Source organism: Paenibacillus sp. FSL R5-0341 (assembly GCF_037975235.1).
Taxonomy (GTDB): domain Bacteria; phylum Bacillota; class Bacilli; order Paenibacillales; family Paenibacillaceae; genus Paenibacillus; species Paenibacillus amylolyticus_A.
Window position 1 is genome coordinate 5514276 of the sequence record NZ_CP150241.1, and the last position, 15788, is coordinate 5530063.

The following is a 15788-nucleotide window of genomic DNA, read 5'->3' on the forward strand; positions in this document are numbered from 1 at the left end:
CTTCCTTTTTAATGGTCGTTTTCGGGGCAATTTTACAAATGTGAATTTCTGCATATTGCTCATAACAGCAAAAAAAACGCCAACCACGTTGGCGTTTTCTCTGTTAGCCTGCACTCTTATGTAGGCCTAATTCTACCTGGTTTAACTGCTCGCAATAGTGGAATCGTTCGAATTAGACCGACCTTGGACATGGGTTTGCAAGAATGGAATAACAGTATCCCAGAAGGCGGGATCTTCCTCGGAACAACTGTGTCCTCCGCTGTTGACCCATAGATGTTCCACAGGCGGATCGGCTTTGGACATAAAATATTCTAGCTCACTCGGGGGAATAAAATTATCTCCCTTGGAGTGCACCATAAGCATCGGTAATTGCATTCCCCTGCGCCGTTCATTCAGCATCATCACCGGATCACGCTGACGATAGGATTTCAGAGATTCACCCAATCGCCAGAACCAGATTCTCGGAATTAACTGGGCCAGTGGAAAGAGGGGTAGACGCCGACGTCTCAGCTCCGAACTGACGATTACCTCAAATTGCGATGGCATCGAGTCCGTAATTACTGCTGATACAGGGATTCCCTCCGTCACTGCAAGAATCGTACCCAGTCCACCCAAAGAATGTCCAAGCACTCCGATGGCATCCGCATCAATCTCTGGTCGTGCAGTCGTATACTGCAATGCCGCGAGCAGATCATCCCGGAACAGGTAGGCAGATGCAGCACGAACCGGATCACTGGCCCCATGACTGCGAACATCATACATAAACAGGGCATATCCTGCTTCCCAGATCGGACGCGCGTAACGAAGAACACGGGAGCGATTGGAGCCCCAGCCATGTGCAATAATAACGAGCGGCCATGGTTTCGGAATGTCAGCTCTGGCCGGGATGAACCAGCCATGCACTCGACCTCCTCCACTGTCAAAGGTCACATCCTCAAATGGCATTGGAGGCGTCAGGGTGATTGGAATCTTCTTGGGTGTCTGGCTCTTCACAGCGGCCTTCCATAATCCACCTGCCGTTACTGCGGCAACGGCCAGCATGCCGCCAATCATTGTTTTAGCTTTCACAGGGCATCTCTCCTCTCCGAATTCTGGCATACATCCATCATAAGACAATAGAATGAACGGCACGTTAAACGACATCGGTTTTTATGATAACGATTGATCTAAAATTATTTGAAACGATACCTTCATATATATACCCAAATCTACGTACTTCTCGTCCGTCGCCCGTGACTACTCCTTCGCTGCTTCCACAAATTTTTGTGTGCAGGCCGCAATCTGCTCATGATCTCCTGCGTTAAGAGCCTCTCGTGGCAAAAGTGCACTTCCCAGACCCACCGCAGCAGCGCCTGCTGCGTAATAGTCAGCAATGTTCTCCAGCGTTGCGCCGCCTGTTGCCAGCAGTGGAATATGATTCAGTGGGGCTTTGATCTCCCGCAGATACGGAATGCCCAGACTTGCCATCGGAAATAGCTTCACAACTCGTGCTCCCGCTTCATGGGCAGCGACAATCTCCGTGGGAGTCATGGCTCCAGGCCAGATCTCGATACCATGTTCTACAGCATATTCAATTACAGACAGATCGACATTGGGAGACACCAAAAATTGTGCGCCTGCAGCGACTGCTTCCTTGGCCATCTGCACATTCAGTACCGTACCCGCTCCAACATAAGCCTTCCCTTCATGCCGCTCACGCCAGTCTGCAATAATATCATGTGCTCCCGGCGTGTTCAGTGTGACCTCCATCAGTCGGATGCCACCACTCGTCATACCTTGTCCAGCTGTTACCGCCGCTTCACGGCTAATGCCTCGTACAATCGCGACCAGCCTCGATTCCAATAGTACTTCCGTCAGATTCATATCCAGTTCCCCTTACTTCATCAATTCGGTAGCCGAAGACAGGCAATCATGTTCACCGCTTTTCCGTTATTCATTATTGTAAAGCATATCCTCCCCTGGATGAAATACATTAATCCATTTCCGAAGTGAATACGTCTGTCACCAAACTCTATGATGTACTTTTATAACAACGTAAAAAACCTCTTCATGGAACATGGGCTGATTCACCCACTCAATTCCACGAAAGAGGCATCCATTTTGATCAGAAATGCTAAGCATTTTCCAATACGTTATCCTTCTCCAAATCTTTAAAGTACCGATCGTTATATAACATACTTGGATGCGTTGGATGATAGGCGAGTGCAATATCATTATGTTCCCGGGCCTTGGCACGGTTACCCATCCGGTCATAACATACACATAGTTGAAGATGCGGCATCCAGGTCCAGGCTGCTTCATTCAGCACCACCATAGGATCATCCGGACGTACAGCCCGAGTCGCCTGTTCGTACCAGAACAGGGCTTTGCGATAATCTTCACGGTCGGCAAAATAACCACCCAATCGACAGCAGATCTCGGCTCTTGGCAAATCATAGGCAAACGATCGGAACAACGCCGTTACTTCCTGTTCTGGACGTTCACGTGCGGCTTCACAATCCGCAATTTTCTGGCAAGCAGCGATCTGATCTTCTACCCAACCCAATCCGGTATCCAGAAACTTCTCATAGTACTTCACTGCATCCTCATGCTGTCCATGGTCCTTCAATTCATTGCCAAAATAGTACAAGTCGCGCGGTGGGAAGTCCTCTCCGGCCTGTTCCCTTTTGCGATAGATCCGCAGATTACGATCGGTATACTCTTTATCTTTCTTGTGGGTAACCGCCACATCACTATGCAGCAGATTTCCCGCTACAGCCAGATATTCATGCACTGCGCCAATCCAGCGAAATTGCCGATCCCGACGCACCAGACGATTCCGGCGCAGGCTGTAGGCGACCTTGCCATCTGCTGTGAATGACAGATTGTAATCCATCGTGACACTGTCAACCGCCGGGTCCAGCGAACGTTTCAAAGCAATTAGCTTGGCGCGATCTTCTGCTTCAAACACATCGTCGGCATCCAGCCATAGAATATATTCACTCTTTGCTTGATCGAAGGCAAAGTTACGTGCTGCTGCAAAGTCGTCCACCCATTCAAAATCAACGATACGATCCGTATATCTGGAAGCGATCTGACGGGTACGATCCGTTGAACCGGTATCGACGATTACGATTTCATCGGCAATGCCATTGACCGAGTCCAGACATCTGGCGAGGGACGCCTCTTCATTTTTCACAATCATACACAGCGTAATACTGATCGTCTCTTCGCCTCGTCTGGCCCTGCGGTTAAAGGCAGATACACCCGGCAACTCAGACAGACGATAGATGTGATAGGCCGGAAGATGTGTATCCACGAACAAACGAAAACCCAGTGCCTGAGCACGGATGCAGAAATGACGATCTTCGCCCCAGAAGGATACATTGGGAATCTGGTCATATGTAACTCCTGCTGCCAGAACATTTTTGCGAATGAGCGTACATGCCCCCAGCCCTCCAACTTCATAACAACCCGGGACGCGTAGCTGATTCAGAAAAGCAGTCGTTTGCGCCCCCTCGTCTTCCGCCTCGTTCCCGGCTGATGATTTGCCGCCGCGTCGATACAAAGCATACTCATCCTGCAGCCATACCTGCGGCATCTCCCTTGCCCCCGGCTGCCATCGTGTCCAAAAAATATTGGATACAATGTCTTTGCCGCTCGATACGAGTTGCTCCAGCGTCCGCGGATGCAGCACCAAGTCAGAATCAATCAGGAAAACTGCATCGTAGAGGTTATCACGTGCATATTGCAGAATATGATTTTTCAAACCGGCTACGCGCCAAATCTGCTCATCCTGCCAATAGTGGCCTCCCTCATCCTTGTTGTATACCCCTTTGTTGTGAGGACTGTCACCATCAAGTTCATCTGCATGAATAACCGTCCCTTCATGCTGAAGCACAAATTCACGCAATATATTCGATGCGGCTTCTTCCTCGTTATCGTCTACAAACAGATAGTCCGTCTTCACCGTTGTTCGTTCCAGTGCATGCAGAGAATCCAGAAATTCACGGAGCACCGCAGCGGTCTGGCGAACAGGGCTCGCGATCAGTATTCTTTCCTGTCCAGACTCAGAAAGCTTTTCCGATTGAAGGGTTTCCCGCGATTTAGCAGAACGTCTGGACGGTCGATTTTCACTCTGGCTCACATGCTGGTTCTCTTTTGTTTTCTCATTCTGCTTCTCTTTCTGATTCTCTTTTTCTTGGGAATACGGCTCTATTTGAGGTGTGGATTCTTCTTGCGATTTGCGTACCTGATCTTTCTTCAACTCGCTCACTCCCCCTCTCCATTCTCGGACCATAACAACAGTCGTGGCGCTTGATCCAATATCGATTCGTACTGTTCCTTCCAACCGTATCTTGCTTCAGGGTCCAGTGCTTGATAGCGATCATATTTGCGGATACGGTCTTCTTCCCGCGCCCAACCATAGTGCTTCACCCGGGGAGCATGACATCCATAGGACCAATGCTGGATCGTTATCGGAAAACGACCACAATGCTGGGGGGTTTCTTTCCATTCATAGCTCATACCCGGGTGATACCGAATTAAAAATGGCCGATAATAGGCATGCGCCTGCCAAAACTCATCTTCCCGGTAATGCGTCTCACTCCACATATCAAACAATCTGAAATAGATTGCATCTTCATGTCCACTGAGCAACAGATCGCGCACAGCCCCAAATTCACGGGTCAGAATCTCATCTGCATCCAGATTTAAAATCCATTCCGGTTCAGTCGCCACTGTCTCTTCCCACTGTTGTTTTCTCAGACTTACCTCATCTGCAAAACGTGAAGCAGGATTCTCCACTAATATGAGTGGAATACCGTCCAGAAGTTCCCGGCACAGCGCGACCGTTCCGTCTGTGCTTCCGTCATCAATGATGACCGCACGATCAATCCAGGGACGGTGTGTCTCCAAAGCCTGCCTGAGATATCGATTCTCCTCATTACGAACGATCATCGACAAGGTGATATGTGGTCTTCCATGCTCCTTTTGTTCATCCAAAGCTTCACCCCCATGCTCAAGCTTCTACCTATTAAAATCATCGAACATCGATGCCTGGACAAATCACAACCCTCTATTTCCAATCTATGCAGAGCTAGAATGCGGATATGCAGGCCAAGAAAACCTTTCATGAGATTAATCCGGATGAACGACAAAAAAAGCACCCGCCTGCGCGGATGCTTTAATGTACTAACAAGATTAATGTAGTGAAATAAATGAATTAACGGTACGCAGCCAGACGATCATTCAGACTACGTGTCTGTCCGTAGACTTCCTGGTAGAGTGCGAACAGGCCATCATACACCGCAACCGTTTCCGGGTTCGGCTCATAGGATTTCGCTGGACGAATAAACGCCGTTGCACATTCCTGCAAGGACGGGAACCAGCCACAGCCATAAGCGGCGAGCATCGCTGCACCCATCGCAGGACCCTGTTCGCTCTCCAGCTTCACAATTGTCGCGTTGAAGACGTCCGCCTGCATTTGCAACCAGGCTTCATTTTTGGCACCACCACCAATGGAGATGACTTCATTCACGGTTTTACCTGCACCACGCAGAATATCAATCGACTCCCGCAGCGAGAACGTAATGCCTTCCATCACCGCGCGTCCAAAGTGCTCCAGCTTGTGCCCCGCATCCATACCAATGAAGCTACCCCGAATATTCGCATCCGGGTGAGGTGTACGCTCCCCAACGATATAAGGTGTGAACAACAATCCATTGCTGCCCGCCGGCACCTGATCAATGCCCTGTAAGAGCACATCAAATGATTTGTCCGCTGCAAATGTATCCTTGAACCAGGACAGGCTGTATCCTGCGGCAAGCGTTACCCCCATAATATAGAAGGCATCTTTCTCCCCGTGGTTAAAAAAGTGAACTTTCCCTTCGAAATCGAGATCTTTACGCTCTTCGTAGGAAAGCACAACCCCGGACGTGCCGATGCTGCACATCGTTTGTCCTTCACTCAGAATGCCTGCGCCAATCGCACCACACGCATTGTCCGCACCGCCTGCATATACTTTCGTCGCAGCCGCCAGACCCGTTTGATCTGCAATCTCAGGCAACAATGTGCCGACTTCTTCAAACGATTCCACGAGACGTGGACAAAGGGAGATTGGCAGTTCGAATGCTTCTGCAATCTCATTGCTCCACTGCTTGCCTGCAACGTCCAGCAGCAAGGTACCCGCTGCATCGGAATAATCCATGGCGTAATCCCCTGTCAGGCAATAACGTACATAGTCTTTTGGCAACAGGAACAACGATGCTTGCTGTAACAATTCAGGCTCGTTCTCCTGAACCCATAGAATTTTAGGTAAAGTAAAGCCTTCCAGGGCACGGTTCCGCGCAATGCTTAACAGCTTGCCATCCAGCACTTTTTCAATGCGACGGCACTGAGCCGTTGTGCGTGTATCGTTCCACAGGATTGCATTACGCAGCGGTTTACCTTCGGCATCCACCAAGACCAGTCCGTGCATCTGGCCGGAGAAGCTCAGCCCTTCGATTTCCGAAGGCTGCACGCCAGACACTTCCAGCAATTTGCGCAGGGAGACAATCGTCTGCTCTACCCAATCTTCTGGATTTTGTTCGCTGTATCCAGCCTTGGGCTGGTACAACGGGTATGCCTCGGATGCTTCAAATGCCACTTTTCCTTCACGATTGACCAGTACGGTTTTGACTGCACTGGTTCCTAGATCGACGCCAATTACGTAACTCATAGGTTAACTCCTCTCGTTTATCACAGGTTATATCCACGAAAGATCCAAGTACGCATGAAAGTCACTCCGTAATCAGAAAACCCTTGGATCGCCGTTATCCCCAGATTTCCTTTATACCCTTTAGCAAGGGTGAAATCCGGGGATAAATGCGACCGCTCCGCTTCCTCGGGTCCTTTCTGCTCACTCCGTTTTGCATGCATGATCCTGGACACACATGGATATGAAACGAGTAAAACGTACTCGTTTCTGTAGCGAAAAATCGTGCCAACGACGTCTATCCGTCATTGATATATAGATGAAACTTTGATACGCCTGTAGGTCACTTGTGCATGATTGGCTCAGGTATCAAAAAAACCGTCCCCATCTTCCCAAGGGAAAGTCGGGGACGGTCCGAATGTCATGCTTGTTCAGGCGTTCCGTGGTACAAGCTTGTGCAAGGCAGTAAGGTTACTAATGACTAACCACATATGAGTAACCATCGATGGTCGGCGTGCACCAACCCTGCCTAATCCGCTACTAGTCAGCCAGGATGTACTGGTTGAGTTGTGCTCTCAGCAATTCCTGACGTCCGGATTGGTTTTTGCGTGGGTTTTCGTTGTTCAACGCGTACTCAGCAAGGGATGCCAGTGTTGCTTTGCCTGCAACTACATCTGCGCCAATACCTTCGCTGAAGCTGCTGTAACGTTTTTCGATGAAGTCATCGAATACGCGATCTTCAATCAACTTCGCTGCTACTTTCAAACCTTTCGCATACGTATCCATACCTGCGATGTGTGCCAGGAACAGATCGTCTGCTTCGAAGGAACCACGACGTACTTTCGCGTCAAAGTTCACACCGCCACGGCCGATACCGCCGTTTTTCAATACTTCATACATCGTCAATGTAGCATCGTACATATCAACCGGGAACTCATCCGTATCCCAACCGATCAGCATATCACCTTGGTTCGCATCGAGGGAACCGAGCATGCCGTTTGTACGAGCAACGCGGATTTCGTGATCAAATGTATGACCAGCCAATGTAGCATGGTTCGCTTCCAGGTTGAGTTTGAAGTGTTTGTCCAAACCGTATTTTTGCAAGAAAGCAATGGAAGTTGCTGCATCATAATCATATTGGTGTTTCGTTGGCTCTTTTGGTTTAGGCTCGATCAGGAATTGTGCATCAAAGCCAATTTCCTTCGCGTAGTCTACAGCCATATGGAACATGCGAGCAATGTTGTCTTGCTCCAGTTGCATGTCTGTGTTCAACAATGTGTCGTAACCTTCACGACCGCCCCAGAATACATAGTTTTCAGCGCCCAGACGTTTACCGACTTCCAGACCTTTCTTGATTTGTGCTGCAGCGTGAGCGTACACGTCTGCGTTACAAGTGGAAGCTGCACCGAACATGAAGCGTGGGTTCGAGAACATGTTTGCTGTGTTCCAGAGCAGTTTTTTGCCGCTGGATTTCATGTGGTCTTCAATCAGACCAACGATAGTATCAATGTTGCTGTAGAATTCACGCAGGTTGTTGCCTTCTGGTGCGATGTCCACATCGTGGAAACAGAAGTATGGAAGATTCATTTTTTCCAAAAATTCAAATGCCGCTTCCACGCGAACTTTCGCAAGGTCCAGACCTGAATATTTATCCCACGAACGAACAGCTGTCTCCGCACCAAACGGGTCACTGCCGCCTGCAGTTAATGTATGCCAGTAAGCCATACCGAAACGGAAATGTTCTTCCATCGATTTGCCGGCTACCACTTCTTCCGGATTATAATGTTTAAAAGCAAATGGATTCTTGGAATCTTTACCTTCGAATGTAATTTTATTAACGGATTCAAAATAGGCCATGTGTAAAATGCCTCCTCAATAGTTTTAAAGAAATCGTTTACACCGTTATCCTATCACATCGATAATACTTTGTCTATTGGTTAAACAAAGTAAAAATAAAAATGTTTTTTGCCTGTTTGTTTACGCTATAATAGTCGAATAACTTGTTTCGGATGTGGGTCAGAACCCTTTTATCAGAAGAATAGGAGTGCCTTAACCATATGAAAATTACCGGAGACCAGATGCTGGTCAAAAAAATAAATAAGTCGATCGTGCTGGACACGATCCGGCGTCATGCCCCTCTTTCACGCGCACGCGTGTCTGAACTAACAGGACTTAACAAAGCAACAGTTTCCAACCTTGTAGCCGATCTGATTCACGATGAACTCTTGAAGGAGATTGGCCCTGGAGAATCCAGTGGCGGACGCAAACCACTCATGTTACTGTTTCGAGGGACATCGGGATATGCTGTTGGACTGGAACTTAGTGTGACCCACTTGAAAGGTGTACTGACGGATCTGGAAGGTCACGTCATCACAGAGTATGCAGTAATCTTGGAACATCATGATGTGTCCTCTGTACTGGAGCAATTGAAATTGGCGGCACAGCAACTCATTGAAGCAGCTCCTCCTTCCCCTCATGGTGTCATCGGCATTGGCATCGGAGTGCCCGGCATGGTTGATGAGGCAGGAACGGTCCTGTTTGCACCCAACCTGGGGTGGGAGAAGGTAGCTCTGCGCTCCATGCTTGAAGAAGAATTTGAACTACCTGTAACCATCGATAATGAAGCCAATGCTGGCGCCCATGGAGAGTTGAATTTTGGAGCAGGTATCGGTGTTCGTCATATGATCTATATCAGTGCAGGCATGGGAATTGGTTCAGGCATCATGGTGGATGGTGAATTATACAAAGGAGCGTGGGGCTATGCTGGGGAAACCGGCCATATGTCCATTGAAGCGGAAGGTCTGCCCTGCTCCTGCGGTAATCGTGGATGCTGGGAGTTATATGCATCGGAAAAAGCCTACGAGCATCCGGATCATCAGCTGAGATTACCTGCTCATACTACCCGAGAGCTTATTCATTATGCGGAGCAAGGCGACGAGGCTGTTCAGGCATTATACGATACGATCGGGCGCAAACTGGGGATTGGTATTACCAACATCGTCAATAGTTTCAATCCGGAACGCATTATCATTGGTGGCCCGCTCTCGGAAGCAGGACCATGGATTGAAACAGCGCTCAAACAAGTTGTAGAAGAACGGACATTGCCATATCATCGCCGCAGTTTGCAGATTGAGTGGGCAGCTCTGGGCAGCCGTTCCACCCGTGCTGGTGCCGCTTACTCTGCGATTTCCCAGTTTCTAGGAAGAATAAGGGTTTCCGTCTAATAACAGATGAAAATTGACATCATTTCGCCCCATTTCCTCCCTTTTTGTTAAAGAAATCCAGATGTATAATGGGGTTATGTGATTTTTGTCATGGCTATGTGAATGCAGCTGTGTTAATTCCGATAACGAAACGGAGTGAAGAAAAGCGTGACCTACGTGGATACTTCAGATATCTCGGCGCAAATGTTTGTCACCGTACTCCTGTTCCTGATTGTGCTTGCGCCCCTGTTCAGCCTTGGCATACTCCGATTGTTTCAGAGCAAAAAGAAGGCTGGTTTCATGTACATGCTGTCAGGATTGCTGGTGTATGTTGTATTTCAGACTTTCATGAGTATTTTTTTCTAGATAAAATAGTTTAATTAAACGCAAAATCCCCTTTCGCAGTAATTCCTGGAGTTCATGTTACCATGTGCTCCACATTACAGCGGTAAGGGGATTTTTCACATTACCTGTGTTAAAATCACTACTTTTTAGATTTCTCCAGAGCGCGTTCTTCCATCATGTCAACAATATCCTGAATCTGACCCATGACGGAAATTGGATCGGAAAAGTAAAATTTATAACCATCAATTTCGTATAACTCATTGTTTTTGACTGCGTCTAACGTTCCCCACACCGGATCACTCGTATAGTCAAACGATTCCACTTTGGCATTCACGGCCATAAATATGTAATCACCAGCATATGATCCGGCGAGCTCATTGGAGATCGTAGCCCAGCCCACTTTCGGATCAATGCTACGTTCCACGTTCTCATTCATAGGCAAGTCCAATTCACCATGGATCGTTCTGCCTGTATGCGCATTACCATAAAGCGTGATGTCTTTGCTCAAGCCTCCGTCAAACACAGTAACGGTTTCTCCCTCTTTGATTATACTGCTTAAACTCTCCTTGGCCGAAGTCACCTTTTGTTCAAAATCGGTAAGCCATGCCGATGCTTCAGCCTCTTTCCCCAATATAACGCCAAGCTCTTTAACCTGATCACGAACGGGGGCCGAGTTGTCCAGAAAGACGGTTGGGGCAATTTTGGAATAAGCATCGTAACTTTTGGCATTGCCTGTAACGATTAGGTCAGGGTTCAGTCCAGTTATTGCTTCAAGATTGTCCGAAATATCCTCGATACCGGAAACCTTGCCCTCCAGATAAGGGTTTTGCATAAATACGCCGTTACTTCCTACGGGTTTTACATTCAAGGCCAGAATATGACCCAAAAAGAAATCCGTTACGACACGCTGCGGATTAGCTGGCACTTCGACCTCACCCATGGATGTGTTCACTATACGTGTTGTCGCTTGCACATTTTCATTTGTATTATTTTCGCTTGAACTGTTTACTTGGAAAGCTGGTGCTTTCGATTGAGCTGTACTTCCATCTCCTGCTGCAGCCCCTGTATTCCCTGAAGAACCGCCACTACATGCACTCAAAAGCAACCCAAAAGCCATCAGCAAAGCCATTGGGACTCTCTTTATATTTCTTAACATTTCATCAGACCCTCCATCTAAATATTGATAATAATTATCATTATCATATGAAGGAATATAACATGGGGCTGGAGAGCCAACAATATAATTTCTTCCTGCTGAGGATGTAACATCTTCCTCTACCCATTGCTTACGATACTTCTGCGGTGAAATTCCCATGTACTTTTTAAAAGCGTTGCTGAAATAGTACGCATCCTGATACCCAATTGCCGACGCAATCATTCGTAAGGGAAGCTTTGTTTCGGCCAATAGCTTGCAAGCTTTTTGCATACGCAAACGGATTAGACAGTCAATCGGTCCACGATTAAGCACTTGTTTGAAACAATTCGAAAGATGGCCCGGACTCCGCCCCATTGCTGCCGCCAAAGAGTCCAACGTATGCGGTTTTGCATAGTTCTGCAACAGGTACTCCAGAGTCTGTATGACCAACTCGACGGGGCTGGTTACTTTTACAACCAGAGGCTGTAGATAGTACTGTTCCACCAGGTAATAAACCCATTGATAGAACGATGCTTTAAGTTGAAGCGGTACCGAAGGCGCCTCCTGCTGTTGGGCCTCTAACATACGATCTGCAATTTCATATAACATCATTGGTTGCGTTAGTGTCACACGGTATGTAACGTGAGTTGGATATCTGCGTTCGTCTACAAACATCGGCTCATCGCCGTACGTTGGTCCCCGTTCTGCTTTATACGAAATCAATATATACTCCGCTCCGTCTGAACCTGCGTTAACTTCAAACAGACTTTTGGGAGGTGCGTGAATAATCTCAAAAGGATTGATGGAATAGGTCTTCTGATTGAGCAATACCAGCAAGTTCCCTCTCTTCATACAGAAAAAACTGCTAGACTGCACTGTAAATAATGTTCTTTCACCCTTTGCAAGAGTAGCTCTTTCAACATGAATATCTCGTATACTCGCCTCTTCCCAGAAGCGAAAATGCTCCTGCTGATCTATAATCATGCTGCTTGTTCACCTCAATTGTGCTCTGCGACTTAAGAAAAGGATATCGCACTTCTGTACATTGGACAATTCCGAATGATAATTCATTGCGCCATCATCTTAGAACTTCACGTTGCTTGCGATCAGTTAAATATCCGTTCATTACACTCAGAGTAAATGCACAAAAAACCGTACCCTTCCGGGTACGGTTCTTTCTATATCCTAACGGCTCGCGAAAACCGGAATTGCATATGAATCGAATCTCTCTTTCATCATATGATGATCCAGATGATCAGCCTGATTTAAGCGTCCAATGCTTTAGCGAATTGGGTTTTATTCATACCCAGGATGCGGTGTTCACCAATAACAGTCAAAGGCACGGCACGTACACCCATGTCCCATACTTGTTGTGCAAATTCGTCGCTAGTTTCGATATTGCGCTCTTCATAAGCGATGCCTTTGTCAGCCAGGAAACTTTTTACGGATTTGCAGTTCGGGCAATTCGTTGATGTGTATACAATTACGTTTTCCATGTTTAATTCACCTCGTATGGTTTTATATTAATCTATAGTTTGTTTGAAATCAGCTCATTCTATTACAGAACAACTGCGCTGTGCTCCAAGCTTTCAATGTATTTCTCTGTGTCCATCGCAGCCATACATCCGCTACCCGCAGCTGTGATCGCTTGTTTGTAACGTGTATCCTGAACGTCACCACATGCGAATACGCCTGGGATGTTTGTCTCGGATGTACCTGGTGTAGTCAGGATATATCCGTGTTCGTCTGTAGTGATCTGTCCGCCAAGGAATCCAGTGTTTGGTGTGTGACCAATGGCTACGAATACGCCGCTTGCTGGAATCACTTCTTCTTCACCTGTTTCGTTGTTCAACACTTTCAGACCTGTCACGCCGTTGTCGCCAGCAAGTACTTCGAGTGGTGTACGGTTCAAAGCCATCTCTACTTTTTCGTTGCTGCGTGCACGATCCTGCATGATTTTGGAGCCACGCAGTTCTTCACGACGGTGCACCAGCGTTACTTTGGAACCGAAACGGGACAGGAAGCTTGCTTCCTCAAGTGCAGAGTCGCCACCGCCGATAACGATGATCTCTTTGTTACGGAAGAAGAATCCATCACATGTTGCACATGTGCTCACACCACGGCCCACATTCGTTTCTTCCCCAGGAATACCCAGGTATTTAGCAGATGCGCCTGTAGACAGAATCAATGTTTCGGATACGAGTTCACCCATACCTTCAACTTGAATCTTGAATGGACGCTCGCTCATGTCGATGTTGTTCACCCAGCCTGTGCGGAATTCAGCACCGAAACGCTCCGCTTGTTTACGCATGTTATCCATCAGTTCAGGACCCATAATCCCATCAGGGAAACCTGGGAAGTTCTCCACTTCAGTTGTTGTTGTCAGTTGGCCACCAGGTTGTGGTCCTTCAATAACGAGTGGGTTCAAGTTGGCACGTGCCAGATAGATTGCTGCTGTAAGCCCTGCAGGGCCTGTTCCAATAATAATTGATTTATACATGTATAGTTCCTCCCCCGGGTTCTGCAAAAAGGTTAGACCCTCCGGCATCAAAAGCTTATGCTTTTGCATACACTAGAACGAAAAGCCTACATCATGTCCACAAGTCCTGCCTGTGAAATGACAATGGCCCTATGCAGAAACGGAATTCTAATTTATAATCATTCTAATCTGTTGTTCATTATGATCTCTTTTATGTACGGTGTCAATGCTCGGCAGCGATTATGAAGAAGTCTTCATCAGGAGGGAAAATGGAAGCATGAACGATGCACTCATTGGCAGTTTTATATCAGCCATGTCTACCGGCCTAGGGGCCGTACCAATTCTATTTATGCGCAAAATATCGCACCGTCTGCGTGATATCTTGCTGGCATACGCCGCAGGTATTATGACCTCGGCCTCGGTGTATAATCTCATTCCGGAAGCGCTTGGCCAATCGAATCTCTTTGTACTTGCATTTGGTATTATGCTTGGTAGCCTGGTTCTACTGGTGCTGGAGATGAAGATTCCACACGTCGATCTGGAGAATCCCGAGAAAATGCCTTTTAAAATTGAAACCAAAGCCTTCATGATTATTGCAGCCATCACCATGCATAACCTGCCGGAAGGGTTATCCGTTGGCGTCAGCTATGCAAGCTCGGATGAGAACCTGGGCAATCTCATTGCCTTCTCCATCGGATTGCAGAATGCACCGGAAGGATTCTTGGTGGCCCTCTTTCTTGTGAACCAGAACATTGGCCGCTTCAAAGCACTGGGTATTGCCACCCTGACCGGAGCGGTAGAGATTATTACAGCTATGATTGGTTACACCTTGAGCAGTCTCGTAGCTGGTCTTGTGCCTTATGGTCTGGCCTTTGCAGCCGGTGCGATGATGTTCATTGTTTATAAGGAACTTATTCCCGAGAGTCACGGCGATGGCAATGCACGTGTGGCGACGATGTCCTTTTTGCTCGGGCTCATCACGATGATTGGTCTGACCGAACTGTTTTAATTGAAGACTAAAGAACCCGAGCGAACAGTCCAAGACTGTCGACCGGGTTCTTTGTTTAGCCACAAATGAAGATTCCATGAAATTACTGGGATTGTCTGTATGGGGCATTATGCACCCACCTGATTAAGATTGAATAAATCGGATCAGTTCCGAATTGAATTTCTCCAATTCATCATAGAATGCGCCATGACCACTCTCTTCAAAAGCAATCAATTGAGACGATGCGATGCCCTTGTGCATCTGCTCGGCGAATTCAAACGGACAGATCTCATCCTTTTTCCCGTGCAAAATGGCTGTCGGCACCTGAATGGAACTCAGTTCACCTCGCAAGTCCTCATCGCGCAACGCAATTGCACTGCGAATGGTACCATAGGATGAAGCCTCCATGCCAAGCGCGTGGAACCAATCCATGAATGGCTGGCTGTGTTTCTTCGCAAAGAACATGCCGCCAAACGTCTCCTGCAACTTCGGACGATCTGCAAAGATCGGCTCAATGATCTGCTCGTTCAACTGCTCTGGAGTCAATCCATATGGATAACCTTCACGCTGTGTGAACACAGGGGCTGCAGCAGATAACAAGGCCAGCTTTGAGACACCATGTCCCTTATGGCGAGCCATGTAATGAACTGCGATCGCTCCACCCATGGAGAACCCTGCGAGTACCGCGTCTGTCAGCTCCAGCTCATCGATAACGGCACGAACATCGTCAGCCATGCGATCATAATCATATCCTGTGGAAGGTTTATCCGATAAGCCATATCCTCTAAAATCTATCGCTATGGCACGAATGCCATGGTTTGGAAGTACGTTCAATTGGTATTCAAACATTTTATAATTAACAGGCCAGCCATGCAAAAAGACAACCGGGGTGCCTTCGCCAATATCTTCAACATATACTTTTACATTTGGTTCCACTTGTACATAACGTCCCATATTTCACAACT

Annotated in this window: 13 protein-coding genes; 3 read left to right on the plus strand and 10 right to left on the minus strand. The window is 47.5% G+C overall.

The window, feature by feature from the left end:
• Positions 1 to 141: 141 nt before the first annotated feature.
• The 6 genes from MKX75_RS24825 to xylA form a co-directional block, all read right to left on the minus strand.
• The gene (locus MKX75_RS24825) at positions 142 to 1068 is read right to left on the minus strand and encodes an alpha/beta fold hydrolase (protein ID WP_339167266.1); all 927 of its coding nucleotides are present in this window, start codon (positions 1066 to 1068) and stop codon (positions 142 to 144) included.
• A 168-nt stretch (positions 1069 to 1236) separates the two neighbouring features.
• Positions 1237 to 1863, minus strand: coding sequence for a bifunctional 4-hydroxy-2-oxoglutarate aldolase/2-dehydro-3-deoxy-phosphogluconate aldolase (locus tag MKX75_RS24830; protein ID WP_062836445.1), 627 nt, complete (start codon positions 1861 to 1863; stop codon positions 1237 to 1239).
• A 250-nt stretch (positions 1864 to 2113) separates the two neighbouring features.
• Entirely contained in the window at positions 2114 to 4255 is a 2142-nt protein-coding gene (locus MKX75_RS24835) for a glycosyltransferase (protein WP_339167268.1), read from the minus strand.
• On the minus strand, positions 4252 to 4983 hold the full coding sequence (locus MKX75_RS24840) for a glycosyltransferase family 2 protein (RefSeq protein WP_254847967.1): 732 nt from the start codon (positions 4981 to 4983) through the stop codon (positions 4252 to 4254). The genes MKX75_RS24835 and MKX75_RS24840 overlap by 4 nt, the downstream gene beginning before the upstream one ends.
• Positions 4984 to 5203: 220 nt before the next feature.
• Positions 5204 to 6697 (minus strand): xylulokinase, encoded by a 1494-nt coding sequence (gene xylB, locus MKX75_RS24845; RefSeq protein WP_076333577.1) that lies wholly within the window; start codon positions 6695 to 6697, stop codon positions 5204 to 5206.
• Between the two features lie 516 nt (positions 6698 to 7213).
• Positions 7214 to 8530: a xylose isomerase gene (gene xylA, locus MKX75_RS24850; protein WP_062836441.1), complete on the minus strand. Its 1317-nt coding sequence runs from the start codon at positions 8528 to 8530 to the stop codon at positions 7214 to 7216.
• Between the two features lie 200 nt (positions 8531 to 8730).
• Between xylA and MKX75_RS24855 the strand changes: the two genes are divergently transcribed.
• Together MKX75_RS24855 and MKX75_RS24860 are read left to right on the plus strand one after the other, a co-directional pair.
• Complete coding sequence (locus MKX75_RS24855) at positions 8731 to 9897, plus strand: ROK family protein (RefSeq protein ID WP_076333578.1); 1167 nt, start codon at positions 8731 to 8733, stop codon at positions 9895 to 9897.
• A 147-nt stretch (positions 9898 to 10044) separates the two neighbouring features.
• A complete protein-coding gene (locus MKX75_RS24860) occupies positions 10045 to 10242 on the plus strand; it encodes a hypothetical protein (protein ID WP_017692236.1) in 198 nt (65 codons plus the stop codon).
• A gap of 118 nt (positions 10243 to 10360) precedes the next feature.
• On the opposite strand, the gene MKX75_RS24865 is transcribed toward MKX75_RS24860, so the two are convergent.
• The 3 genes from MKX75_RS24865 to trxB all read right to left on the minus strand — a co-directional run bounded on the left by MKX75_RS24865 (position 10361) and on the right by trxB (position 13856).
• Positions 10361 to 12208 (minus strand): AraC family transcriptional regulator, encoded by a 1848-nt coding sequence (locus MKX75_RS24865; RefSeq protein ID WP_339167269.1) that lies wholly within the window; start codon positions 12206 to 12208, stop codon positions 10361 to 10363.
• Positions 12209 to 12621: 413 nt separating this feature from the next.
• Positions 12622 to 12852: a glutaredoxin family protein gene (locus tag MKX75_RS24870; protein ID WP_056693307.1), complete on the minus strand. Its 231-nt coding sequence runs from the start codon at positions 12850 to 12852 to the stop codon at positions 12622 to 12624.
• A gap of 62 nt (positions 12853 to 12914) precedes the next feature.
• Positions 12915 to 13856, minus strand: coding sequence for a thioredoxin-disulfide reductase (gene trxB / locus MKX75_RS24875; protein ID WP_036668032.1), 942 nt, complete (start codon positions 13854 to 13856; stop codon positions 12915 to 12917).
• Positions 13857 to 14112: 256 nt separating this feature from the next.
• Here trxB and MKX75_RS24880 point away from each other — a divergent pair, with 256 nt between their 5' ends.
• Entirely contained in the window at positions 14113 to 14844 is a 732-nt protein-coding gene (locus MKX75_RS24880) for a ZIP family metal transporter (protein ID WP_036606933.1), read from the plus strand.
• A 123-nt stretch (positions 14845 to 14967) separates the two neighbouring features.
• Here MKX75_RS24880 and MKX75_RS24885 read toward each other — a convergent pair whose 3' ends face one another.
• Positions 14968 to 15777, minus strand: a complete 810-nt coding sequence (locus MKX75_RS24885; RefSeq protein ID WP_339167272.1) for an alpha/beta hydrolase — start codon at positions 15775 to 15777, stop codon at positions 14968 to 14970.
• Positions 15778 to 15788 lie beyond the last annotated feature (11 nt).